The organism is Klebsiella sp. PK18, from assembly GCF_057784655.1.
Window position 1 is genome coordinate 2,100,895 of record NZ_CM173493.1, and the last position, 23,373, is coordinate 2,124,267.

Annotated in this window: 23 protein-coding genes, 1 pseudogene and 1 other annotated feature; of the genes and pseudogenes, 17 read left to right on the top strand and 7 right to left on the bottom strand. The window is 54.2% G+C overall.

What is annotated here, in order from left to right:
* Positions 1–12 precede the first annotated feature (12 nt).
* The 4 genes from oppC to AC3EMD_RS10210 are packed head-to-tail and all read left to right on the top strand — an operon-like array spanning position 13 to position 3,829.
* Positions 13–921 (top strand): oligopeptide ABC transporter permease OppC, encoded by a 909-nt coding sequence (gene oppC / locus AC3EMD_RS10195; RefSeq protein WP_004145396.1) that lies wholly within the window; start codon positions 13–15, stop codon positions 919–921.
* Positions 922–932: 11 nt separating this feature from the next.
* Complete coding sequence (oppD, locus tag AC3EMD_RS10200) at positions 933–1,946, top strand: ABC transporter ATP-binding protein (protein WP_004151853.1); 1,014 nt, start codon at positions 933–935, stop codon at positions 1,944–1,946.
* Complete coding sequence (gene oppF, locus AC3EMD_RS10205) at positions 1,943–2,947, top strand: murein tripeptide/oligopeptide ABC transporter ATP-binding protein OppF (RefSeq protein ID WP_008804414.1); 1,005 nt, start codon at positions 1,943–1,945, stop codon at positions 2,945–2,947. The genes oppD and oppF overlap by 4 nt, the downstream gene beginning before the upstream one ends.
* A 54-nt stretch (positions 2,948–3,001) precedes the next feature.
* Entirely contained in the window at positions 3,002–3,829 is an 828-nt protein-coding gene (locus AC3EMD_RS10210; protein WP_302074061.1) for an ion transporter, read from the top strand.
* A gap of 63 nt (positions 3,830–3,892) precedes the next feature.
* On the opposite strand, the gene AC3EMD_RS10215 is transcribed toward AC3EMD_RS10210, so the two are convergent.
* Positions 3,893–4,222, bottom strand: coding sequence for an HI1450 family dsDNA-mimic protein (locus AC3EMD_RS10215; protein ID WP_002910079.1), 330 nt, complete (start codon positions 4,220–4,222; stop codon positions 3,893–3,895).
* Positions 4,223–4,256: 34 nt separating this feature from the next.
* Positions 4,257–5,717, bottom strand: coding sequence for a cardiolipin synthase (cls, locus tag AC3EMD_RS10220; RefSeq protein WP_008804416.1), 1,461 nt, complete (start codon positions 5,715–5,717; stop codon positions 4,257–4,259).
* Positions 5,718–5,860: 143 nt separating this feature from the next.
* Between cls and AC3EMD_RS10225 the strand changes: the two genes are divergently transcribed.
* On the top strand, positions 5,861–6,034 hold the full coding sequence (locus AC3EMD_RS10225; RefSeq protein ID WP_023290120.1) for a YciY family protein: 174 nt from the start codon (positions 5,861–5,863) through the stop codon (positions 6,032–6,034).
* Between the two features lie 468 nt (positions 6,035–6,502).
* Here the strand turns inward: AC3EMD_RS10225 and AC3EMD_RS10230 are convergent, their stop codons facing one another.
* A complete protein-coding gene (locus AC3EMD_RS10230) occupies positions 6,503–7,081 on the bottom strand; it encodes a YceI family protein (protein ID WP_008804418.1) in 579 nt (192 codons plus the stop codon).
* 779 nt (positions 7,082–7,860) lie between these two features.
* On the opposite strand from AC3EMD_RS10230, the pseudogene AC3EMD_RS10235 reads away from it, so the two are divergent.
* A pseudogene (locus tag AC3EMD_RS10235) lies at positions 7,861–10,289 on the top strand (glucose/quinate/shikimate family membrane-bound PQQ-dependent dehydrogenase).
* A gap of 275 nt (positions 10,290–10,564) precedes the next feature.
* Here the strand turns inward: AC3EMD_RS10235 and AC3EMD_RS10240 are convergent.
* Positions 10,565–10,861 carry a YciI family protein gene (locus tag AC3EMD_RS10240; protein ID WP_008804420.1) on the bottom strand — a complete coding sequence of 99 codons (297 nt, stop codon included), beginning with the start codon at positions 10,859–10,861 and terminating at the stop codon, positions 10,565–10,567.
* Positions 10,862–11,071: 210 nt separating this feature from the next.
* On the opposite strand from AC3EMD_RS10240, the gene tonB reads away from it, so the two are divergent.
* The gene (gene tonB / locus AC3EMD_RS10245) at positions 11,072–11,818 is read left to right on the top strand and encodes a TonB system transport protein TonB (protein ID WP_022065331.1); all 747 of its coding nucleotides are present in this window, start codon (positions 11,072–11,074) and stop codon (positions 11,816–11,818) included.
* Positions 11,819–11,860: 42 nt separating this feature from the next.
* Here the strand turns inward: tonB and AC3EMD_RS10250 are convergent, their stop codons facing one another.
* The 3 genes from AC3EMD_RS10250 to pfkB all read right to left on the bottom strand — a co-directional run bounded on the left by AC3EMD_RS10250 (position 11,861) and on the right by pfkB (position 14,148).
* On the bottom strand, positions 11,861–12,733 hold the full coding sequence (locus tag AC3EMD_RS10250) for a fructosamine kinase family protein (RefSeq protein ID WP_012541366.1): 873 nt from the start codon (positions 12,731–12,733) through the stop codon (positions 11,861–11,863).
* A gap of 105 nt (positions 12,734–12,838) precedes the next feature.
* The gene (ghoS, locus tag AC3EMD_RS10255) at positions 12,839–13,123 is read right to left on the bottom strand and encodes a type V toxin-antitoxin system endoribonuclease antitoxin GhoS (protein WP_008804429.1); all 285 of its coding nucleotides are present in this window, start codon (positions 13,121–13,123) and stop codon (positions 12,839–12,841) included.
* Positions 13,124–13,215: 92 nt separating this feature from the next.
* Positions 13,216–14,148, bottom strand: coding sequence for a 6-phosphofructokinase II (gene pfkB, locus AC3EMD_RS10260; protein ID WP_008804430.1), 933 nt, complete (start codon positions 14,146–14,148; stop codon positions 13,216–13,218).
* Positions 14,149–14,502: 354 nt separating this feature from the next.
* On the opposite strand from pfkB, the gene AC3EMD_RS10265 reads away from it, so the two are divergent.
* The 10 genes from AC3EMD_RS10265 (at position 14,503) to ihfA (ending at position 23,370) form a co-directional block, all read left to right on the top strand.
* Positions 14,503–15,261 carry a DUF481 domain-containing protein gene (locus AC3EMD_RS10265; protein WP_008804431.1) on the top strand — a complete coding sequence of 253 codons (759 nt, stop codon included), beginning with the start codon at positions 14,503–14,505 and terminating at the stop codon, positions 15,259–15,261.
* Between the two features lie 270 nt (positions 15,262–15,531).
* Positions 15,532–15,765 (top strand): YdgH/BhsA/McbA family protein, encoded by a 234-nt coding sequence (locus AC3EMD_RS10270; protein ID WP_012541368.1) that lies wholly within the window; start codon positions 15,532–15,534, stop codon positions 15,763–15,765.
* 432 nt (positions 15,766–16,197) lie between these two features.
* Positions 16,198–18,126: a threonine--tRNA ligase gene (gene thrS, locus AC3EMD_RS10275; RefSeq protein ID WP_008804433.1), complete on the top strand. Its 1,929-nt coding sequence runs from the start codon at positions 16,198–16,200 to the stop codon at positions 18,124–18,126.
* 3 nt (positions 18,127–18,129) lie between these two features.
* Positions 18,130–18,672 carry a translation initiation factor IF-3 gene (infC, locus tag AC3EMD_RS10280; protein ID WP_012967832.1) on the top strand — a complete coding sequence of 181 codons (543 nt, stop codon included), beginning with the start codon at positions 18,130–18,132 and terminating at the stop codon, positions 18,670–18,672.
* 96 nt (positions 18,673–18,768) lie between these two features.
* Positions 18,769–18,966 carry a 50S ribosomal protein L35 gene (gene rpmI, locus AC3EMD_RS10285; protein WP_001124225.1) on the top strand — a complete coding sequence of 66 codons (198 nt, stop codon included), beginning with the start codon at positions 18,769–18,771 and terminating at the stop codon, positions 18,964–18,966.
* Positions 18,967–19,016: 50 nt separating this feature from the next.
* A complete protein-coding gene (gene rplT, locus AC3EMD_RS10290) occupies positions 19,017–19,373 on the top strand; it encodes a 50S ribosomal protein L20 (RefSeq protein ID WP_000124850.1) in 357 nt (118 codons plus the stop codon).
* A 118-nt stretch (positions 19,374–19,491) separates the two neighbouring features.
* Positions 19,492–19,616: a sequence feature (Phe leader region), on the top strand.
* Positions 19,497–19,541 carry a pheST operon leader peptide PheM gene (gene pheM / locus AC3EMD_RS10295; RefSeq protein ID WP_001386830.1) on the top strand — a complete coding sequence of 15 codons (45 nt, stop codon included), beginning with the start codon at positions 19,497–19,499 and terminating at the stop codon, positions 19,539–19,541. (Overlaps the previous feature by 45 nt.)
* 63 nt (positions 19,617–19,679) lie before the next feature.
* Entirely contained in the window at positions 19,680–20,663 is a 984-nt protein-coding gene (pheS, locus tag AC3EMD_RS10300) for a phenylalanine--tRNA ligase subunit alpha (RefSeq protein WP_008804435.1), read from the top strand.
* Between the two features lie 15 nt (positions 20,664–20,678).
* Complete coding sequence (pheT, locus tag AC3EMD_RS10305) at positions 20,679–23,066, top strand: phenylalanine--tRNA ligase subunit beta (protein WP_016161312.1); 2,388 nt, start codon at positions 20,679–20,681, stop codon at positions 23,064–23,066.
* Positions 23,067–23,070: 4 nt separating this feature from the next.
* Positions 23,071–23,370: an integration host factor subunit alpha gene (ihfA, locus tag AC3EMD_RS10310; RefSeq protein ID WP_002909098.1), complete on the top strand. Its 300-nt coding sequence runs from the start codon at positions 23,071–23,073 to the stop codon at positions 23,368–23,370.
* The last annotated feature ends 3 nt before the right edge of the window (positions 23,371–23,373 follow it).

Here is a 23,373-nt window from a genome sequence, read left to right on the forward strand (position 1 = left end):
CCGGAGTTCGCCATGATGTTAAGTAAGAAAAATAGCGAGGCGCTGGAAAACTTCAGTGAGAAGCTGGAAGTGGAGGGGCGTAGCCTCTGGCAGGATGCGCGTCGCCGCTTTATGCACAACCGCGCCGCGGTGACCAGCCTGATCATGCTGGTGCTTATTGCGCTGTTTGTCACCTTTGCGCCAATGGTGTCGTCGTTCTCCTACTTCGATACCGACTGGGGCATGATGTCCAATGCCCCGGATATGGCTTCAGGCCACTACTTCGGAACCGACTCCTCCGGGCGCGACCTGCTGGTGCGCGTGGCGATCGGCGGGCGTATTTCGCTGATGGTCGGGGTGGCAGCGGCGCTGGTGGCGGTGATCCTCGGCACGCTGTACGGTTCGCTTTCCGGTTATCTCGGCGGCAAAGTGGATTCGGTGATGATGCGTCTGCTGGAGATCCTTAACTCCTTCCCGTTTATGTTCTTCGTCATCCTGCTGGTGACCTTTTTTGGTCAGAATATCCTGCTAATCTTTGTTGCCATCGGCATGGTTTCCTGGCTGGATATGGCGCGTATCGTGCGCGGACAGACCTTGAGCCTGAAGCGTAAAGAGTTTATCGAAGCCGCGCAGGTCGGTGGGGTCTCCACGGCCAGCATCGTGCTGCGCCATATCGTCCCCAACGTACTGGGGGTGGTGGTAGTGTACGCCTCGCTGCTGGTCCCCAGCATGATCCTCTTCGAATCCTTCCTCAGCTTCCTCGGGCTGGGAACCCAGGAGCCGCTCAGCAGTTGGGGAGCATTGCTCAGCGATGGCGCCAACTCAATGGAAGTCTCGCCCTGGCTGCTGCTGTTCCCGGCGGGTTTCCTGGTGGTGACCCTGTTCTGTTTCAACTTTATCGGCGATGGTCTGCGTGATGCCCTCGACCCGAAAGACCGCTAAGGAGCGCTGCCATGACCATGATTGAAACGGCAAAGGCGCCGCAAGCGCAGAGTCACAGCGGCCTGCTGCTGGACGTGAAAGATCTCCGCGTCACCTTTAAAACGCCGGATGGCGATGTCACCGCCGTCAATGACCTGAACTTCACCCTGCAGGCGGGCGAGACGCTCGGCATTGTGGGCGAATCTGGCTCCGGTAAATCGCAAACCGCCTTCGCTCTGATGGGGCTGCTGGCGGCCAACGGCCGCATCGGAGGATCCGCCACCTTTAACGGTCGGCAGATCCTCAATTTGCCCGAGCGTGAACTGAACAAACTGCGCGCCGAGCAAATCTCGATGATTTTCCAGGATCCGATGACCTCTCTTAACCCGTATATGCGGGTGGGCGAGCAGTTAATGGAAGTCCTGATGTTGCATAAAGGACTGAGCAAAGCCGAAGCGTTTGAAGAGTCGGTGAAGATGCTCGATGCGGTAAAAATGCCGGAAGCGCGCAAGCGCATGAAGATGTTTCCGCACGAGTTTTCCGGCGGGATGCGCCAGCGCGTGATGATTGCCATGGCGCTGCTGTGTCGGCCGCGGCTGCTGATTGCGGATGAACCCACCACCGCGCTGGACGTCACCGTGCAGGCGCAGATCATGACGCTGTTGAATGAGCTTAAACGCGAATTCAATACGGCAATCATCATGATCACCCACGACCTCGGGGTGGTGGCCGGGATCTGCGATAAAGTGCTGGTGATGTACGCCGGGCGCACCATGGAGTACGGTCAGGCGCGCGATGTCTTCTATCAACCGTCACATCCATACTCTATTGGCCTGTTGAATGCAGTTCCTCGTCTGGATGCCGAGGGCGATGCGTTGTTAACCATCCCTGGCAACCCGCCAAACCTGCTGCGATTGCCGAAAGGCTGTCCATTCCAGCCGCGCTGCCCGCACGCCATGGAGCAGTGTAGCAGCGCACCGCCGCTGGAGTCGTTCGCGCCAGGCCGCCTGCGCGCCTGCTTTAAACCGGTGGGGGATCTGCTATGAACGCCGTAACTGAACAACGAAAAGTCCTGCTTGAAATTGCCGACCTGAAGGTGCACTTCGATATCAAAGATGGCAAGCAGTGGTTCTGGCAGCCGTCGAAAACGCTGAAAGCAGTGGATGGCGTGACGTTGCGCCTCTATGAGGGGGAAACCCTCGGTGTGGTAGGGGAGTCAGGCTGCGGCAAATCGACCTTCGCCCGCGCCATTATTGGCCTGGTGAAAGCGACCGATGGCAAAGTGGCCTGGCTTGGGAAAGATCTGCTGGGTATGAAGCAGGAAGAGTGGCGCGATGTGCGCAGCGATATCCAGATGATCTTCCAGGATCCGCTGGCCTCGCTGAATCCGCGCATGACCATCGGGGAGATTATCGCTGAACCGCTGCGCACCTATCATCCGAAGATGTCGCGTCAGGAAGTTCGCGATCGCGTCAAAGCGATGATGATGAAGGTCGGGTTGCTGCCTAACCTGATCAACCGCTATCCGCATGAGTTCTCCGGCGGTCAGTGCCAGCGTATCGGCATCGCGCGGGCGTTGATCCTTGAGCCGAAGCTGATTATCTGCGATGAGCCAGTATCTGCGCTTGACGTGTCGATTCAGGCTCAGGTGGTCAATCTGCTGCAGCAGCTGCAGCGTGAGATGGGGCTGTCGCTGATATTTATCGCCCACGATCTGGCGGTGGTTAAACATATCTCCGACCGCGTCCTGGTGATGTATCTGGGCCATGCGGTGGAGCTGGGCACCTACGACGAGGTGTATCATAATCCGCTGCATCCCTATACCAAAGCGCTGATGTCGGCGGTACCGATCCCCGATCCTGATCTCGAGAAAGCGAAAACTATTCAGTTGCTGGAGGGCGAATTACCCTCGCCAATTAACCCTCCGTCGGGCTGCGTGTTCCGCACCCGCTGCCCGCTCGCCGGGCCAGAGTGTGCGAAAACCCGCCCGGTACTGGAGGGCAGTTTCCGCCATGCGGTTTCCTGCCTTAAGGTAGACCCGTTATAATCTCAGGGGCTGACGCAGGTCAGCCCTTTTTTTTGCGAGGTTAACGAAGTGGGTATGCTTTCTGCCGCTCGTCTGCGGCTTTATCATTTACTTTTCGATCAGAACCGACGTTCCGGCCGCCGCTTCGAAGGGCTGTGCGGACTTTTCGCCTTGCTCAGCGTGCTGGTGATTTTTATCGAGTCGGGGCTGGGCACGCAATATCATCTGACATTAGATGAATGGCATGTTTTCGTCTGGCTGGAGCTGCTGGTGACCGCGGTTTTTACCGTGGAGTACCTGCTGCGTATCGCCACCTGGCCCAATCCGCTCCACTATATTTTTAGCTTTTGGGGACTGATTGACCTGGCGACGATTTTGCCGCTGTATGTGATGTGGCTGTGGCCGGAGATTAGTCTGAATTATGTCTTTGCCTGGCGAGCAATGCGAGCGATCCGCGCGCTGCGTATTCTCAAACTGTTGCGCTTTATGCCTTCGCTCAACGTGTTCTGGCGAGCAATCGTCAGTGCGCGTCACCAGCTGGTTCTGTTCTATTCGTTTATCGCCATTGTGATGGTAATTTTCGGTTCGCTAATGTATTTGATCGAGGGGCCGGAGTACGGCTTTACAACGCTCAACGCCTCGGTCTATTGGGCCATCGTGACCATCACCACCGTTGGCTATGGCGATATCACCCCGCATACCCCACTGGGCCGCATTCTGGCGTCGATCCTCATCCTGATCGGCTACTCCATTATTGCGATACCGACCGGGCTTATCACTACCCATATGACCAGCGCCCTGAACCGTCGGCGTCAGCGTCGCCTGTGTCCGCAGTGCCAGCAGGGCGACCATGACGATAACGCCCGTTTTTGTCACGCCTGCGGCCATGCGTTGCCGAAATAAGCTGCCAGCATAAAAAAAGCCTGCCGGGTGAACCGCGGCAGGCTTTTCACTGGATAGTGAGCGTTATTCACGCCACAAAATATGACACAGCTTATGATCTTTTTCGCGGCACAGCAGAACACGGGCGAAAATGTCATTAATTTCCCCGCCATCGGTATCCGCCAGGCCAATCACCACTTCGGCGAAGAAATCCGGATTCAGATCGTAATCCACATGCTCTTCCCAGTCTGCGGACGGGTCGAACAGTTCGGCGCCCCCGCGCTCTTCAAACTGCAGGTTAAACAGAATGATGTCCGCCGGGTCGAGGTTGTCGGCCGCCAGCTCGAGGAAGATATCGTAAGCCTGCTCAAGCGTTTCGTCTTCGGTCAGGCGGTTGTTTAAATCCATATCCATGATTGCTACTCATTCGGTATCTGATGGGCACGTTTTACAGCAACGGGCTGAAGAAGTAAAACAGTCGCTCGACGATCCGCTGCCAGAGCGGTCGTTTTAGCCAACGACGGGCGTCAAGCAGGCGCGAACGCGAGATATAGTCATCCTGGACCGCCGCCAGATCGCTGCCAAAACCGGCGTCATCAATGACCAGCGTAATCTCAAAATTGAGCCACAGGCTGCGCATATCCAGATTCACCGTCCCCACCAGGCTCAGTTCGCCATCCACCAGCACGCTCTTGGTATGCAACAATCCGCCTTCAAACTGATAAATTTTGACCCCGGCCGCCAGCAGCTCGGTGAAAAAGGCCCGGCTGGCCCAGCCCACCAGCAGTGAATCGTTCTTGCGCGGTAAAATAATACTCACGTCGACACCGCGCTGGGCGGCGGTACAGATTGCGTGCAGCAGGTCGTCGCTGGGCACGAAGTAAGGTGTCGTCATGATCAGATGCTCTTTCGCCGCGTAGGCGGCGGTGAGGAGCGCCTGATGGATCAGATCTTCCGGAAAGCCCGGGCCGGAGGCGATCGTGTGGATGGTATGCCCGCTGGCCTCTTCGAACGGCATGATATTGACGTCCGGTGGTGGCGGCAGAATGCGCTTTCCGGTTTCGATTTCCCAGTCGCAGGAGTAGACGATGCCCATCGAGGTCGCCACCGGGCCTTCCATCCGCGCCATCAGGTCAATCCACTGGCCGACCCCCGAGTCCTGCTTAAAGTAGCGCGGATCGACCATATTCATGCTGCCGGTATAGGCAATATAGTTATCGATCATCACCATCTTGCGATGTTGACGCAAATCCATCCGGCGCAGGAACACACGCATCAGGTTAACTTTGAGGGCCTCGACGACTTCAATACCGGCGTTACGCATCATCGCCGCCCATGGGCTGCGGAAAAAGGCCACGCTGCCCGCAGAATCGAGCATTAGCCGACAGTGAACCCCACGACGCGCGGCGGCCATCAGCGATTCGGCGACGCTGTCGGCCATACCGCCTGGCTGCCAGATATAAAAGACCATCTCGATATTGTGGCGGGCCAGTTGAATATCGCGGATCAGAGCCTGCATCACGTCATCAGATTCCGTCAGCAGCTGCAGCTGGTTGCCTTTTACGCCACCAATGCCCTGACGCCGTTCACACAGCTTGAACAGGGATTCTGCCACCGGGCTGTTATCTTCCGCGAAGATATGTTTGCAGGCTTTGAGGTCGTTTAACCACTTGGCCGTCGAGGGCCACATCGCCCTGGCGCGTTCCGCCCGGCGTTTGCCGAGATGCAGTTCGCCAAAGGAGAGATAGGCGATAATCCCCACCAGCGGCAGGATATAAATGATCAGCAACCATGCCATGGCGGACGGGACAGCGCGGCGTTTCATTAGAATTCGTAATGTTACACCGGCGATCAACAGCCAGTACCCCAGAATGACCAGCCAGTTCACCACCGTGTAAAAGGTTGTCATAGATGTAAAATCCTTTTGAATGACGTTATGTGATGAGTTTACGCATCAGTATTTTTCTGGCAAATAAAAACGCAGCGAAAGCGGTAGTCAGTTGCTGGCAGAGGTTTATAATGGAGGCTGTTTTCACTCGTAGAGTCGTTGCAATGAAGCGTAGTAGAACGGAAGTAGGGCGCTGGCGCATGCTGAGACAGGTGAATCGCCGTAAAGCGCGCTGGCTGGAAGCCCAATCGCGCCGCAATATGCGGATCCTTGCTATCAGGAAGGGACTGGTGAAACGGCAGCGTCATGCTCTGCTGTTTATTTTTCCCGACTGTTAAGCGAGCAGGCTAACGGCACCGTACGCGGTGCCGTTGTCGTTTTCTCAGCCCTGCGCTGAATTATCGTTATCATTGCCATCTTGACATCATTATTTTGCTCGACTGCGGTGCAACGACAGTTTGCGCCTGGCTTGCTTTCACGTCTCATTAAAATAGGCATGTCACGTTATTCCGGGCGGTTTGTTTCAGGCAGAACCTATTCCTGCCGCCACAGGAATTAATTGCCATGCAGTATTTATTGTTACCCAGACAGGTGCGGCGCTGTCGAATGCATGCCCACACTGGCCAGCAGATGCAGCCTGAAGTAAGTTGAGAAGAATGATGAAACAGGCGCAGTCAGATCATGGCGCATGAGGCTAAGCGTGCCGCTCCTGGTCTTAAATAATCTGCGCCTGTTTGTTTGCCTTTCAGAACGGTTGTCTGGATAACGCGCCTGAATAAAATGCACGCTATTACGCGTGCATTACTTTATTTTGCATAGGCTTCAGTGGATAAAGTGATGGTCACGTTATCACTTACCGCGGGCACATACTTATCAAGCTTGAAGTCTGAACGTTTGATTACCCCTGTTGCATCAAATCCAATCGCCTCTTTTTTCACCATTGGATGCATGTCCTGCTTATTGAGGGTTGCATGCAGAACTACCGGTTTGGTGATGCCTTTAATGGTCAGGTTACCTTCGACATCATATTTATTGTCGCCCTTGCTTTCCACTTTGGTACTCCGGAAAGTAGCCTCGGGAAACGTTTTGACATCAAAGTATTCTTTGCCTAAAAATTCATCGGTTAACGCTTTGACATGCGTGTCAATGGTTTTTACCGGCAGAGTAACGCTAACAGAAGATTTTTCAGGATTTTCTTTGTCAAAAGATAATTTCCCTGAAACATCAGAGATATAGGCGGTAGGGTTAGAGAAACCGAAATGGTTCCAGGCAATAACCACCGACGTGTGCTGCGGATCCAGGTTATATTCCGTCGCCGCAGCTTGTGATACAGGGATATATAAGGCAAGCAGAGAAAGAAATGCTGTTTTTTTCAGAACGTTCACAAAAAATTCCTCAAAATGGGCAAGTACACAAAGGGTAGCTTAAAAAGAGGGAAGTCTTATTGAAAACATTTGTTATTCCCTTTCAAAATTTTTAATCAAGCACGAATAACCCTACAGTAACGCAGCGTGAACTTTACGCAAGGCAATTAATAGAAGTTAAAAAATGATCATCGGCAATTTTAACCTGACGGTGAGATTTTTATTGGGCCATGTCAGTATATTGTGTGTGGTTATATCATTGCGGGGTTATTTTCCGGGGGAGAGAAATCACCGCGAGCCTGAATGCAGGAAGGTTGTTTAAGACCGGTTCAGTACCTTGCGAAAACCGGACATTAATCCCCGTTTATTCCATGGCTTAATATCGGCAGGGATAAATTACCCGCATCAACATGCTTATCCAGTCAATGTAAAAAAGAGCAATAACCATAAATTAGGCATTTATCCAATCTAATGTCGATGTGAAACGAATAAATGTCGATATATTATTCTGTGTTATTTATTTTTTGTAGTCATTCCCTTTTAATTCTTCCTGGCGTTTTTTTAGCTTATCACAATAGTGTCGAGCAAAAAACAATCAATAAATAAATAAAATACAAGATCTTACATAACGGACTTACACAATTTATTAACAATTAAATATAATTCCCGACATCGATGCTTTATCGCCATTTTCTATCCCGGCATTATGCTTCATTTATGCCGTTTGGCTTACTGCGGGGAAAACATCGATAGTTAAATAAGAAATAGTTTTATTTCATGGTGTTATCAGGAGAGTTATTATGTCAGATACGAATCCCCGCTCATCCGGCTGGTTAGGCCTGTGGTGCCTGCTGGTCGGCGTGATACTGCTTGCGACAGGCCTGTTCTTTGTCATCGGCGGTTATAAACTGGTTTCCCTGGGGGAAGCTGGTATTTCCTTATTGCCGGGGTTATTACCCTGCTCGCCGCGATTCAGTTTTTCCGCCGCAGGTCGTCCGCGGTGTGGCTGTTTGCTCTGGTATTCGTGGGTACCCTGATTTGGGCACTGTTTGATGCCGGCTTCGACTTCTGGCCGCTCGTTTCCCGTTTGATGGTACCCGCCGGGTTGATGCTGCTGGCGGCGGCCACCTGGCCTGCGCTACGTAAGCATGAAGGAAAGCCTTACAGCACCAAAGGGGTATGGGGGGTCTGCGTTGTTCTGGTTATCGCCATGGGCGTCACCTTTGTTCAGATGTTTCAGCCCCATCCCACAGTGGCGTTCAGCGGCGAGAAATTACCGCTGGTGCCGGTAAAAGAAGACGCTAAACAGCAAAACTGGGACCACTACGGCAATACTGCCGGCGGTAGCCGCTTTGTGGCGTTGGACCAGATCACGCGTGACAATGTAAAAAACCTGAAACCCGTCTGGACCTTCCATACTGGCGACACCCCGTTAAGCCCGGATGGCAATGGCGCAGAAGATCAGCAAACACCGCTGCAGGTAGGCGATCGTGTTTTCCTCTGTACCCCGCATAACAATGTGATCGCCGTCGATGCTGATAGTGGAAAAGAGATCTGGAGAGCGGAAATTAATGCGAAATCCGCCATCTGGATGCGCTGCCGAGGCCTGGCGTATTTTGATGCGACGAAGCCACTGACGCAGCCCACTGTGGCAGGCTCCACACCGGTTCTGCCGGCACAGGTCGCGCCAGGTGCAGCATGCCAGCGTCGCATCCTGATGAATACGATTGATGACAGATTGATCGCCTTAGACGCAGATAACGGCCAATTCTGCCCGGACTTCGGGACGAACGGCAGCGTGAATCTGCGAGAAGGGATGGGCGCAGCGGCAGATCCAAGCTATGTGTTGACTTCAGCCCCGACGCTGGCTGGCACCACGGTGGTGGTTGGAGGCCGCGTGGCGGATAACGTCAGTACTGACATGCCTGGCGGCGTGGTGCGCGGTTATGACGTGATTACCGGCCAGCAGCGCTGGGCATTTGATCCGCGTAATCCGGATCCCAATCATGTTCTGCAACCGGGGGAACATTACAAACGCAGTTCCGCTAACTCCTGGGCGCCCATGTCCTGGGATGCGTCGATGAATACCCTCTTTATTCCGATGGGGAGCTCCTCTGTTGACCTGTGGGGCGCAGACCGTATTCAGGGCGATCACAAATACGCCACTTCAATCCTGGCGCTGGATGCGACCACCGGGAAAGAGAAGTGGGTATACAAGACCGTGCGTAACGATCTGTGGGACTTCGATGTCCCGATGCAGCCAAGCCTGGTCGATTTCCCGACCAAAGAGGGCAACAAACCCGCCGTGGTGGTGGGGACCAAAGCGGGTCAAATCTATGTACTTGATCGCCTGACGGGTCAACCGCTTACCGAAGTGAAAGAGGTCCCGGTGAAACCGGCTGATATCCCCAATGAACAGTATCCGGCGACGCAGCCGCGCTCTGTTGGGATGCCGCAGATTGGGGCGGAAACCCTGAAAGAATCTGATATGTGGGGGGCAACGCCGTTTGATCAGCTGGTCTGTCGTATCAGCTTCAAATCGATGCGTTATGACGGGCTGTACACCATGCCGGGGACCGATGTTTCCCTCAGCTTCCCGGGCTCTTTGGGAGGAATGAACTGGGGCAGCCTGTCTACCGATCCGAACAACCACTATATCTTCGTCAATGATATGCGTCTGGGTCTGTGGGTGCAGCTGATTAAGCAGGACCCACAAAGCGCGGTGGCTAACACCGGTGGTGAAGCGGTGAACGCCGGGATGGGGGCGGTCCCGATGAAAGGAACACCGTACTCGGTCAACAAAAACCGTTTCATGTCGCCGCTGGGGATCCCATGTCAGAAACCGCCGTTTGGTACGCTGTCCGCGATTGACCTGAAAACACAGAAAATCGTCTGGCAGGTGCCGGTCGGTACCGTCCAGGATACCGGTCCGTTTGGCATAAAAATGCGTGCTCAGATGCCGATCGGTATGCCGACGCTGGGTGGAACCCTGGCAACTCAGGGCGGCCTGGTGTTCATTGCCGGAACCCAGGACTACTACCTGCGCGCCTTCGATTCATCTACGGGTGAAGAAGTCTGGAAAGCCCGTCTTCCGGTAGGAAGCCAGGGGGGACCCATCAGCTATGTTTCGCCGAAGACCGGCAAACAATACATTCTGATTTCCGCCGGTGGAGCCCGCCAGTCGCCGGATCGCGGTGACTACGTGATTGCCTATGCGCTCGATAAGTAACAGATAATTGGATCAGCGATAACGATCAGAGGCCCCCGCCGGACAGCGGGGGCTTTTCATATTAATGCAGGGATGGTGAGGCGTTGCGTTAGGCGTCGATGTTGAGGCAGGAGAGGGGATCTGACCCTGTACAGGACATGTCAGTGAGAGAACAGCCAAACTTTTCGCGTGATGGAAAAGGGCGGCATTTTAATGTTGTGTACCAAAATGCGCCCTTTAATCTGATGGCCTGGTGTCTTTTTATGGCTAACCAGAAAAATAGCAGGGAATATTTATCAAAACACTTTCTTATAAGGCTTAACAGAGACCTGGCGGTAGACGCCAGCCGCAATATACGGATCATCATTGGCCCAGGACTGCGCCGCTTCCAGCGACTCAAACTCGGCAATCACCGTTGAGCCGCTGAACCCTGCTGCGCCCGGTTCGTTGCTGTCAACGGCCGGCATTGGCCCGGCGGTAAGCAGCCGGCCTTCATCGTGTAAGAGTTGCAGACGCGCGAGATGCGCAGGGCGAACCGAGAGCCGCTTTTCCAGAGAATCGGCGATATCTTCAGCGTAGATAACGTAAAGCACGGCAAAGCTCCTTATCAATAATCAGGCGAATTACGTTAAGTTAAACCGCCCTGGACTGCAATGCAAAGATGCATACCGGTGTCGAATGCGCTGCCGACGCGGCTTTTTTCTGCAAATGGTGGCAAAAATTGACTCAGGTTAAGACGCCTTATTGAATATGATTGCTATTTGCATTTAAAATCGGAGCATCATTTTTCAACAGAAACGACTATGAGCGCAATGACCCTTGATTTACCTCGCCGCTTCCCGTGGCCAACGCTGCTGTCCGTGGCTATCCACGGTGCCGTTGTGGCGGGGCTGCTTTATACCTCGGTACATCAGGTTATTGAACAGCCTTCTCCGACGCAGCCGATTGAGATTACGATGGTCGCGCCGGCCGATCTTGAGCCGCCCCCGGCGGCACAGCCAGTCGTGGAGCCCGTTGTCGAACCTGATCCTGAGCCGGAACCCGAGGTGGTGCCTGAACCGCCGAAAGAGGCGCCGGTGGTGATCCATAAACCGGAACCGAAGCCGAAGCCCAAACCTAAACCGAAGCCCAAGCCGGAGAAAAAGGTTGAGCAGCCGAAGCGGGACGTGAAGCCGGCAGCGGAGCCGCGTCCGGCCTCGCCGTTTGAAAACAACAACACGACGCCAGCGCGCACCGCGCCAAGCACCTCGACCGCGGCCGCCAAACCCACCGTCACTGCCCCGAGCGGCCCGCGGGCGATCAGCCGTGTCCAGCCGACCTATCCGGCCCGCGCCCAGGCGCTGCGCATCGAAGGGACGGTGCGGGTGAAGTTTGACGTGACGCCTGATGGCCGAATCGACAACCTACAGATCCTCTCTGCCCAGCCGGCGAATATGTTTGAGCGCGAAGTGAAAAGCGCGATGCGCAGATGGCGTTACGAGCAGGCAAGACCGGGAACCGGCGTGACGATGACTATCAAATTCCGTCTGAGTGGGGTCGAGATCAACTGATAATGCGTTGCGGCGGACCCCCTGGTCCGCCGTGAGCCTTGTCTAACGCGTTTTTTCCGTCAATACATCGTCCAGCGCCTGCTGGACCGTCACCAGGTGCTGGCCACCAAACAAAATCGCCCGGTTCAGCAGGGTGTACAGCTGATAGATGGGCTGGCGATCGAGAAAACCTGCTGGCAGCGGTGAAACGGACTGGTAGCCGTCATAGATCTGCGGCGGTTGTTCCGGGTGCATCGGCAGCATGGCTAAATCGCACTCGCGATCGCCCCAGTAGCAGGCCGGATCGAAGATATAGGGGCCATCTGGTCCTAAGGCGCAGTTACCGGACCACAGGTCACCATGGAGCAGTGAAGGTTGCGGCTGATGGTTGGCCAGCCGCTGCTGAACCACATCGACTAAGGTATCGATATCGCCAAAGTGCAGCCCTTTCTCCGCCGCCAGCTCCAGTTGCCAGCCGATACGCTGCTCGGCAAAGAACACCGACCAGCGACGCTGCCAGGCGTTGGGCTGCGGCGTGGTGGAAAGATCGTTGTCGAAATCCAGACCAAACTGCGGCTGATCGCTCCACTGATGCAGATGCGCTAACTGCTGGCCGAGCAGGAAGGCATTATGCGCATCCAGCGGACGGGGAGGGAGGTATTCCATGACCACAAAACTGTAGTCACGGTCGCTGCCGACCGCATAGACCTGCGGCACGCGAACGGTTTTGCTTCGCGACAGCAGTTCCAGCTGATCGGCCTCGGCGGTGAAGATGGGCAGAAGCTCACGTTCGTCGCATTTCACGAAGTAATCTTTCCCGCCGAAGCGTAAATGCCAGGCCGAATGGATTTCCCCACCGGGCAGCTCGGTTTTCAGTTCGATTTCAGCGTTTTCGGAATGCCAATCGCGTAAAAGTGTACTGATTGCTTGCCACATGCTGTCTCTCCCCATGTTTTCCACCATATCATAAGGTTAGCGCACTGCTACCGGGTAAACCTGGAACTGACGCACAACTGACGCTTTCCGTTGCGTTAAACGCACTTATTGAGCTTTTAACCACTCGGCGAATGTGCTGACCGTAATCTCTGCCGGGCGGCCCAGAGCCGATTCCGCCAGCCCTGCGCTGAGGGCCTTAACTTCATCAGCATCCTGGGCGCTGAGCAGGCCAAAAGTGTTGGTCCCCAGCTCATGGGGATTGCCGTCTTCATCATTGAGCGTCAGTACGAACCCGGCACGGGTAAAGTGGTTGCTGACCTCGTTGATCTCCGTCAGCGCCTGTTCGTGAAAGGTGACGCTGACGACCCAGGCGGTTATCTCATTGCTCATCTCTACACCCCATTGTTATCCATAGCCTTTCCAGCATAGACCATCCAGCCAATATCGTGGCTCCCTCCGCCAGCGCGGAGGGGCAGGGAAGATCAGCGACCGCAGAGATAATCGTAGATTTTTTGCGTATTGGCCTGCGAGCAGAGACGGGTGCCCTGATTGATTGTCGCGGCGCTACCGGCAGCGACGCCAAAGCGAACCATATCTTCCAGCCCGGCGTTTTCCGCCAGACGCAGGGTCATGGCGCCCACCATGCTGTCGCCGGCGCCGACGGTGCTCTGGCTTTTCATCGGCGGCGGCACCACCTGAACGCTGCCGCTGGCGTCAACGCCTAACGCCCCCTGCGGCCCGAGCGAAACCACCACCCGGCGTACTTTACCGGACTGGATCAACGACTGGGCGGCAAGGCGTACGTCATCGGGTTGGCTCAGATCGCGCTGTACGAGGGCGCTGAGCTCTTTCTGGTTCGGCTTCACCAGCTCAATATTGCCGACGTCCAGCGCCGCAGCCAGCGCGTCGCCGGAACTGTCGATAATGCAGCGCAGTCCCTGCTGTTGCGCATTTTTCACCAGTTGCATCAGGTTTTCGACGCTGATACCTGGCGGCAGGCTGCCGCTTACCACCAGCAGTGAGCCGGGTTCGATAGTCAGGACTTTCTCTTCCAGCCGACGGAACTCATCATCCGTCAACGCTGCGCCGGGCATGACAAAACGATATTGTTCGCCGCTGGCGGCCACGTGAACGTGCAGGTTTTGCCGCGTCCAGTCGCGGGTTTCGACGGTCTCGACCGGCACCTGCTCATCGGCCAGCAGGGCTGCTAAGTGCTCGCCGGTGGCGCCGCCAACCGGGAAAATGGCGGTGGCTTTGCCGCCAAGAAAGGTCACGGCACGGGCAACGTTGATCCCGCCGCCGCCGGGCTCAAATACTGGCGCGCTGCAGCGGAGTTTACCTTCGGGATAAATCTGTGGGGTCTGCGTGGCGCTATCCAGCGAGGGGGCCAGCGTTAACGTATAAATTTTGGTCATTCCTTCTCCTCCTTAATACGGCGACTGTGCTTTATTTAAGCATGGCACGATGGCTCCGGGAGGGAAAGTGATGTTCCTGAGAGATTTGCAAAGAAGCCTGTATTTTCATTATGAAATAAAGATTGTTTCCGGAGCTGTCTTATTCAAAAAACGAAAGAGTAAGTGATTGCTATGTTATTCGTGCTTTTTTATAATTTGCTACCTTTCTTAGGACCTGCACACCGCGATCCTCGCGAAAGTTTCCGGGACCCTCAGGTCTCTTTTATGTTGTACGGACGCTAAATTCAATGAGCGGGCAGGTTGTGTCTGTTCATCATTTGTACTGTCCTAAAAAATGTATTTTAGAGAGTTATAATGAAGCTTTTAAAGACAGTACCCGCAGCGGTTATGCTGGCGGGGGGGCTTTTTGCGTCTGTTGGCGCAATGGCCGATGATTCTGTATTTACCGTCATGGATGACCCTTCCGCTGCTAAAAAACCTTTCGAAGGTGTGGTTAACGCAGGCTACCTGGCGCAGTCCGGCAACACCAAAAACTCCTCGATGACGGCAGATTCCACCTTGACCTGGTATGGTAATACCACCGCCTGGTCGCTGTGGGGGAATGCCAGCAACACCTCTTCCAACGATGAGCGATCCTCAGAAAAATATGCAGTCGGTGGGCGTAGCCGCTACAACCTGACCGATATGAACTATATCTTTGGTCAGGGGAGCTGGCTGACCGACCGCTATAATGGCTATCAGCAGCGTGATGTCCTGACGGCGGGTTATGGTCGTCAGATCCTCAACGGTCCGGTGCACAGCCTGCGGTTTGAATTCGGTCCTGGCGTTCGCTATGACGAGTTTACCGATGGAGAAACCGATACTCAGCCGCTGGGTTACGCCTCCGGCACCTGGGCCTGGCAGATGACCGATAACGCCAAATTTACGCAAGGGGTCTCGGTGTTTGGCGCTGAGGACACCACCGTCAACTCTGAGAGCGCGTTAAACGTGGCGATTAACGCCCATTTCGCGCTGAAGGTCGCCTACAACGTGACCTGGAACTCGGCACCGCCTTCCTCTGCGCCGGAGCATACCGATCGCCGGACGTCGCTGTCCCTTGGGTATAAAATGTAATATTTTCAGGCCGGGTTTCCCCGGCCTGTTCGTTTTAAATTTAGCAATGAGTGCCATTATTTTTTCTGGCCTTTCGTTTTAGTTTTTATAAAAAGAAATAGCCCTCCATCTTTTCTCCATTATTCCCGGTTTGTTGACAAATATTCATTCTATTTGACACGAAAAGCTAAATATTCGACGGACAAATATGTGATCTGGATCTATAATGATATGCACTGTCCGGGCGGAGAAATCGCGCGGTCTGTCTTCCGTAATAAGAGAATGAATATCATGAAAAACACTTCATTTACCATCGCAGCCCTGGCGCTGTGCGTGCTTTCTTTTGGCGCATCCGCTGCCACGCCCGTTCCGCCATCAGGCAACCAGGACCATACTCAGGTTGGCATCGCCAAAGCGACTGACGTTGAGGCTGGCTCGAATATCGCCCCCGGTTCCCGAACTACCGGACAATCCATGAGCGATGCCTTTAATGTGCATACGCTGGTGGCCGGCGAGTGGTCATAATATACCAGACCTTTATTTCGTCATACGTCAATTAAGCCGGGTGGAGCGGTACCGGTTTAACGCGCTGCGTTAAAGATTAAGTATGCAATATCATTGCGTCTCTTCTATCACGTCCGAATAATATTATCCGGCTTTGCCGGGGATTATTCTTGCCTGCAGTAGCAGGATATTCGTCTTTTTATCTCAATCTCTCTTGTTTTCTCCACATTCCGCCATCATTTATACGCTTGCGGCTTTAATCACGTACCAATGATGTGTAAACTACTCCCCGGTGTTATCAGCAGGCGGTGGCAGGCGGGAACGGTCTATCCGGTCGTCCTCCTATTTTCGCAGAGTGAAGCGGGAACTGCGCCTTAACCTGATGATAATTATGATTATATAGTTTTGTATGTGCTCTTTCGTGCGGGGCACCACTGCAAATAAGGACATAAAATGCCTGTAATTACGCTTCCTGATGGCAGTCAACGCCATTTTGACCACGCTGTTAGCCCCATGGATGTTGCGCTGGATATCGGTCCAGGCCTGGCGAAAGCCACCATTGCCGGGCGGGTAAACGGTGAACTGGTAGACGCCTGCGACCCGATCGAAACGGATTCCACTCTCTCTATTATCACTGCGAAAGATGAAGAAGGGCTGGAGATCATTCGTCACTCCTGTGCGCACCTGTTAGGCCATGCCATTAAACAGCTGTGGCCCAACACCAAAATGGCTATCGGTCCGGTTGTTGATAATGGCTTCTACTATGACGTAGACCTCGACCACACCCTGACTCAGGAAGATATCGACGCGCTCGAAAAACGTATGCATGAGCTCGCCGAGAAAAACTACGATGTCATCAAGAAGAAAGTCAGCTGGCACGAAGCGCGTGAAACCTTCGTGAAGCGCGGCGAAACCTATAAAGTTTCTATTCTTGACGAAAACATTGCTCATGATGATAAGCCGGGTCTGTATCATCATGAAGAATATATCGATATGTGCCGCGGCCCGCACGTACCGAATATGCGCTTCTGTCATCACTTCAAGCTGATGAAAACCGCCGGTGCCTACTGGCGCGGCGACAGCAACAATAAAATGTTGCAGCGTATCTACGGCACCGCGTGGGCGGATAAAAAAGCGCTGAATGCCTATCTGCAGCGTCTTGAAGAAGCCGCCAAGCGTGACCACCGTAAAATTGGCAAGCAGCTTGACCTGTATCATATGCAGGAAGAAGCGCCGGGTATGGTGTTCTGGCACAACGACGGCTGGACTATCTTCCGTGAACTGGAAACCTTTGTTCGTTCTAAACTGAAAGAGTACCAGTATCAGGAAGTCAAAGGTCCGTTCATGATGGACCGTGTGCTGTGGGAAAAAACCGGCCACTGGGACAACTACAAAGATGCGATGTTCACCACATCTTCTGAGAACCGTGAATACTGCATCAAGCCGATGAACTGCCCGGGCCACGTGCAGATCTTCAACCAGGGATTGAAATCCTACCGCGATCTGCCGCTGCGTATGGCGGAATTCGGTAGCTGCCACCGTAACGAACCGTCTGGCGCGCTGCACGGTCTGATGCGCGTTCGCGGCTTTACCCAGGATGATGCGCATATCTTCTGTACTGAAGATCAGGTTCGCGATGAAGTGAACGCCTGTATTCGTATGGTCTACGATATGTACAGCACCTTTGGCTTCGAGAAGATCGTCGTCAAACTGTCAACTCGCCCGGAAAAACGTATCGGTAGCGATGAGACCTGGGATCGCGCGGAAGCGGATCTGGCGGTGGCGCTGGAAGAAAATAACATCCCATTTGAGTATCAACTGGGAGAAGGGGCGTTCTACGGCCCGAAAATTGAATTTACCCTGTATGACTGCCTCGATCGCGCATGGCAGTGCGGAACGGTACAGCTGGACTTCTCTCTGCCGCAGCGTTTAAGCGCCTCCTATGTGGGCGAAAATAACGAGCGTCAGGTACCGGTCATGATTCACCGTGCGATTCTCGGTTCTCTGGAGCGCTTCATTGGCATCCTGACCGAAGAGTTCGCCGGCTTCTTCCCAACCTGGATTGCACCAGTGCAGGTAGTGGTCATGAATATTACCGATTCTCAGGCTGAATACGTTAACGAATTGACGCGTAAACTACAAAATGCGGGCATTCGTGTAAAAGCAGACTTGAGAAATGAGAAGATTGGCTTTAAAATCCGCGAGCACACTTTACGTCGTGTCCCGTATATGTTGGTCTGTGGCGACAAAGAAGTCGAAGCCGGCAAAGTGGCCGTGCGCACCCGTCGCGGGAAAGACCTCGGCAGCATGGACGTAAGTGAAGTGATTGAGAAGCTGCAACAAGAGATTCGCAGCCGCAGTCTTCAACAACTGGAGGAATAAGGTATTAAAGGCGGAAAACGAGTTCAAACGGCACGTCCGAATCGTATCAATGGCGAGATTCGCGCCCTGGAAGTTCGCTTGACAGGTCTGGAAGGCGAAGCTTTGGGTATTGTGAGTCTGAGAGAAGCTCTCGAAAAGGCTGAAGAGGCCGGAGTAGATTTAGTTGAAATCAGCCCTAACGCCGAACCGCCAGTTTGTCGTATCATGGACTACGGCAAGTTCCTTTATGAAAAGAGTAAGTCTTCTAAGGAACAGAAGAAAAAGCAAAAAGTTATCCAGGTTAAGGAAATTAAATTCCGTCCTGGGACCGATGATGGTGATTACCAGGTAAAACTCCGCAGCCTGGTTCGCTTTCTCGAAGATGGCGATAAGGCTAAGATCACACTGCGTTTCCGCGGTCGTGAGATGGCCCACCAGCAGATCGGTATGGAAGTGCTTACGCGCGTCCGTGACGATCTGAGTGAACTGGCAGTAGTCGAATCCTTCCCTACGAAGATCGAAGGCCGCCAGATGATCATGGTGCTCGCTCCTAAGAAGAAACAGTAAGGCCTTCAAGTAGCGATGTCAGTGGAGCCTTAGGGCTTCACTGATGTTGTTCGCCTATGTTTCGTTTATTAACAATGCGAAGTGGAAGTTATTAAGATGCCAAAAATTAAGACCGTACGCGGTGCTGCTAAGCGCTTCAAAAAAACCGGTAAAGGTGGTTTTAAGCACAAGCACGCTAACCTGCGTCACATTCTGACTAAAAAAGCTACCAAGCGTAAACGTCACCTGCGTCCGAAAGCCATGGTTTCCAAAGGCGATCTGGGCCTGGTTATCGCGTGCCTGCCGTACGCATAAGTCGTTAACGTTTAACTTTTTTAACTTAGAATAGATACAGGAGAGCACACATGGCTCGCGTAAAACGTGGTGTAATTGCACGTGCACGTCACAAGAAAATTTTGAAACAAGCTAAAGGCTACTACGGTGCGCGTTCTCGCGTATACCGCGTTGCCTTCCAGGCTGTTATCAAAGCTGGTCAGTACGCTTACCGTGACCGTCGTCAACGTAAACGTCAGTTCCGTCAACTGTGGATTGCACGTATCAACGCAGCAGCACGTCAGAACGGTATTTCTTACAGCAAATTCATCAATGGCCTGAAAAAAGCCTCTGTTGAAATCGACCGTAAGATCCTGGCTGACATCGCCGTATTCGACAAAGTAGCGTTCACCGCTCTGGTCGAAAAAGCGAAAGCAGCTCTGGCATAAGCCAGTTGAAAGAGGGAGCTTGTCTCCCTCTTTTCGTTTCAACACCATCAATACATTGACTTTTATCGGCGCAGGCTTTTCAATACAGGTCTGACGTTTCTTACCAGACAAGGTAATGCAAGCATGAATGCTGCTATTTTCCGCTTCTTTTTTTACTTTAGCACCTGAACTCAGGAGGCTAGCGCGTGAAAGAAGAAACGGAAAACAGCGCCAGAAAGCCTCCCCTGTGGAGGCTTTTTTCGTATATGGATTCGGGATATTAATTTCACTATAACCGGTGTCTGCACCGACATAATGAGGAAAACCATGTCACATCTCGCAGAGCTGGTTGCCAGTGCCAAGGCAGCCATTAACGAGGCATCAGATGTTGCTGCGCTGGACAACGTCCGCGTGGAATACCTGGGTAAAAAAGGGCATCTGACCCTGCAAATGACCACCCTGCGTGAGTTACCGCCGGAAGAGCGTCCGGCAGCCGGCGCGGTCATCAACGAAGCGAAAGAGCAGGTGCAGCAGGCGCTGAACGCGCGCAAAGCTGATCTGGAAGGCGCAGCGCTGAATGCGCGTCTGGCCGCAGAGACCATTGACGTCTCGCTGCCGGGACGCCGCATTGAAAATGGCGGCCTGCATCCGGTCACTCGCACCATCGACCGTATTGAAAGTTTCTTCGGTGAGCTCGGCTTTACCGTGGCGACTGGCCCGGAAATCGAAGATGATTACCACAACTTCGATGCGCTGAATATTCCGGGTCATCATCCGGCGCGCGCTGACCACGACACTTTCTGGTTCGATGCCACTCGCCTGCTGCGTACTCAGACCTCCGGCGTGCAGATCCGCACCATGGAAAACCAGCAGCCGCCCATCCGCATTATCGCGCCGGGCCGCGTCTATCGTAACGACTACGACCAGACCCATACCCCGATGTTCCACCAGATGGAAGGTCTGATTGTTGATAAAAACATCAGCTTCACCAACCTGAAAGGGACGCTGCACGACTTCCTGAACAACTTCTTTGAAGAAGACCTGCAGGTGCGCTTCCGTCCGTCCTACTTCCCGTTCACCGAGCCGTCCGCAGAAGTTGACGTGATGGGTAAAAACGGCAAATGGCTGGAAGTGCTGGGCTGCGGGATGGTACACCCGAACGTGCTGCGTAACGTCGGTATCGATCCGGAAGTTTACTCCGGCTTCGCCTTCGGTATGGGGATGGAGCGTCTGACCATGCTGCGTTATGGCGTGACCGATCTGCGCGCGTTCTTCGAAAACGATCTGCGTTTCCTCAAACAGTTTAAATAAGGGCAGGACAGAACAATGAAATTCAGTGAACTGTGGTTACGCGAGTGGGTTAACCCGGCGATCGACAGCGAAGCGCTTTCCGATCAGATCACCATGGCGGGCCTCGAGGTCGACGGCGTTGAGCCGGTTGCCGGCAGCTTCAACGGCGTAGTGGTCGGTGAAGTGGTGGAGTGCGGCCAGCATCCAAATGCTGACAAACTGCGCGTCACCAAAGTCAACGTGGGCGGTGAACGCCTGCTGGACATCGTCTGCGGCGCGCCAAACTGCCGTCAGGGGCTGAAAGTCGCCGTGGCGACCATCGGCGCCGTGCTGCCGGGCGATTTTAAAATTAAAGCGGCGAAGCTGCGCGGCGAACCGTCAGAAGGGATGCTGTGCTCTTTCTCCGAGCTGGGTATTTCCGACGACCATAGCGGTATCATCGAACTGCCGGCGGATGCGCCGATCGGCACTGATATTCGTGAATACCTCAAGCTTGACGATAACACTATCGAAATCAGCGTCACGCCAAACCGTGCCGACTGCCTGGGTATCATCGGCGTGGCGCGCGATGTCGCTGTGCTGAACAAAGCGCCGCTGAACGCGCCGGAAATTACGCCGGTTGCCGCGACCATTGACGACGTGCTGCCGATTCAGGTTGACGCGCCGCAGGCGTGCCCGCGCTATCTGGGCCGCGTGGTGAAAGGCATCAACGTCAAAGCGCCGACCCCGCTGTGGATGAAAGAGAAGCTGCGCCGCTGCGGGATCCGCTCCATCGACGCGGTGGTTGACGTGACTAACTATGTCCTGCTTGAGCTGGGCCAGCCGATGCACGCCTTTGACCGCGACCGTATCGAAGGCGGGATCGTGGTGCGCATGGCGAAAGAGGGTGAAACCCTGGTGCTGCTCGATGGCTCTGAAGCGAAGCTCGACAGTGACACCCTGGTTATTGCTGACCATAACAAAGCGCTGGCGATGGGCGGGATCTTCGGCGGGGAACACTCCGGCGTTAACGACGAAACCCAGAACGTGCTGCTGGAATGCGCGTTCTTCAGCCCGCTGTCCATTACCGGCCGCGCGCGCCGTCATGGCCTGCACACCGATGCCTCTCATCGCTATGAGCGCGGCGTCGATCCGGCGCTGCAGTATAAAGCGCTGGAGCGTGCCACGCGTCTGCTGATCGACCTCTGCGGCGGTGAAGCCGGCCCGGTGATCGACGTGACAAACGAAGAGACCTTGCCAAAACGCGCCACCATTACCCTGCGTCGTAGCAAACTGGATCGCCTGATTGGCCACCATATCGATGACGCGCAGGTCACCGACATTCTGCAGCGCCTCGGCTGCGAAGTGACGGTGGGTCAGGACGAATGGCAGGCAGTCGCCCCGAGCTGGCGTTTCGACATGGAGATCGAAGAAGATCTGGTCGAAGAAGTGGCTCGCGTTTATGGCTACAACAACATTCCTGATGCGCCAGTACAGGCGGGTCTGATCATGGGTACCCATCGTGAAGCCGACCTGTCGCTGAAGCGCGTAAAAACGCTGCTGAACGACAAAGGCTATCAGGAAGTGATCACCTACAGCTTTGTTGACCCGAAAATCCAGCAGCTGATCCACGCCGGGGAAGAGGCGCTGATCCTGCCAAGCCCGATCTCCAGCGAAATGTCGGCGATGCGTCTGTCGCTGTGGACCGGCCTGTTGGGTACCGTGGTCTACAACCAGAACCGTCAGCAGAGCCGCGTGCGCATCTTTGAGAGTGGCCTGCGCTTCGTGCCGGATACTCAGGCGCCGCTGGGCATTCGTCAGGATGTGATGCTGGCCGGGGCGATCTGCGGCAACCGTTACGAAGAGCACTGGACGCTGGCGAAAGAGACGGTCGATTTCTATGATCTGAAGGGCGATCTGGAATCCGTACTGGATTTAACCGGTAAATTGGCCGACATCGAGTTCCGTGGCGAAGCGATCGCCGCGCTGCATCCAGGTCAATCCGCAGCGATTTATCTTAAAGGTGAACGCATTGGTTTCATTGGGGTTGTTCATCCGGAACTGGAACGTAAACTGGATCTGAACGGTCGCACTCTGGTGTTCGAACTGGAGTGGGACAAGCTCGCAGACCGCGTGGTGCCTCAGGCGCGCGATATTTCCCGCTTCCCGGCGAACCGTCGCGACATCGCGGTACTGGTCGCGGAAAACGTGGCTGCTGCCGATGTTTTAGCCGAATGTAAGAAAGTTGGCGTAAATCAGGTAGTTGGCGTAAACTTATTTGACGTGTACCGTGGTAAAGGTGTGGCGGAAGGGTATAAGAGCCTTGCGATTAGCCTGATCCTGCAGGATACCAGCCGTACACTCGAAGAAGAGGAGATTGCCGCTACCGTTGCCAGATGTGTAGAGGCATTAAAAGAGCGATTCCAGGCATCATTGAGGGATTGAACCTATGGCGCTTACAAAAGCTGAAATGTCAGAATATCTGTTTGATAAGCTTGGGCTTAGCAAGCGGGATGCCAAAGAACTGGTCGAGTTGTTTTTCGAAGAGATCCGTCGTGCTCTGGAAAACGGAGAACAGGTCAAACTCTCCGGGTTCGGCAACTTCGATTTGCGGGATAAAAACCAACGCCCGGGACGTAACCCGAAGACGGGGGAGGATATTCCCATTACAGCCCGGCGCGTGGTGACCTTCAGACCCGGTCAGAAGCTGAAAAGCCGTGTCGAAAACGCGTCGCCGAAAGACAAATAATCT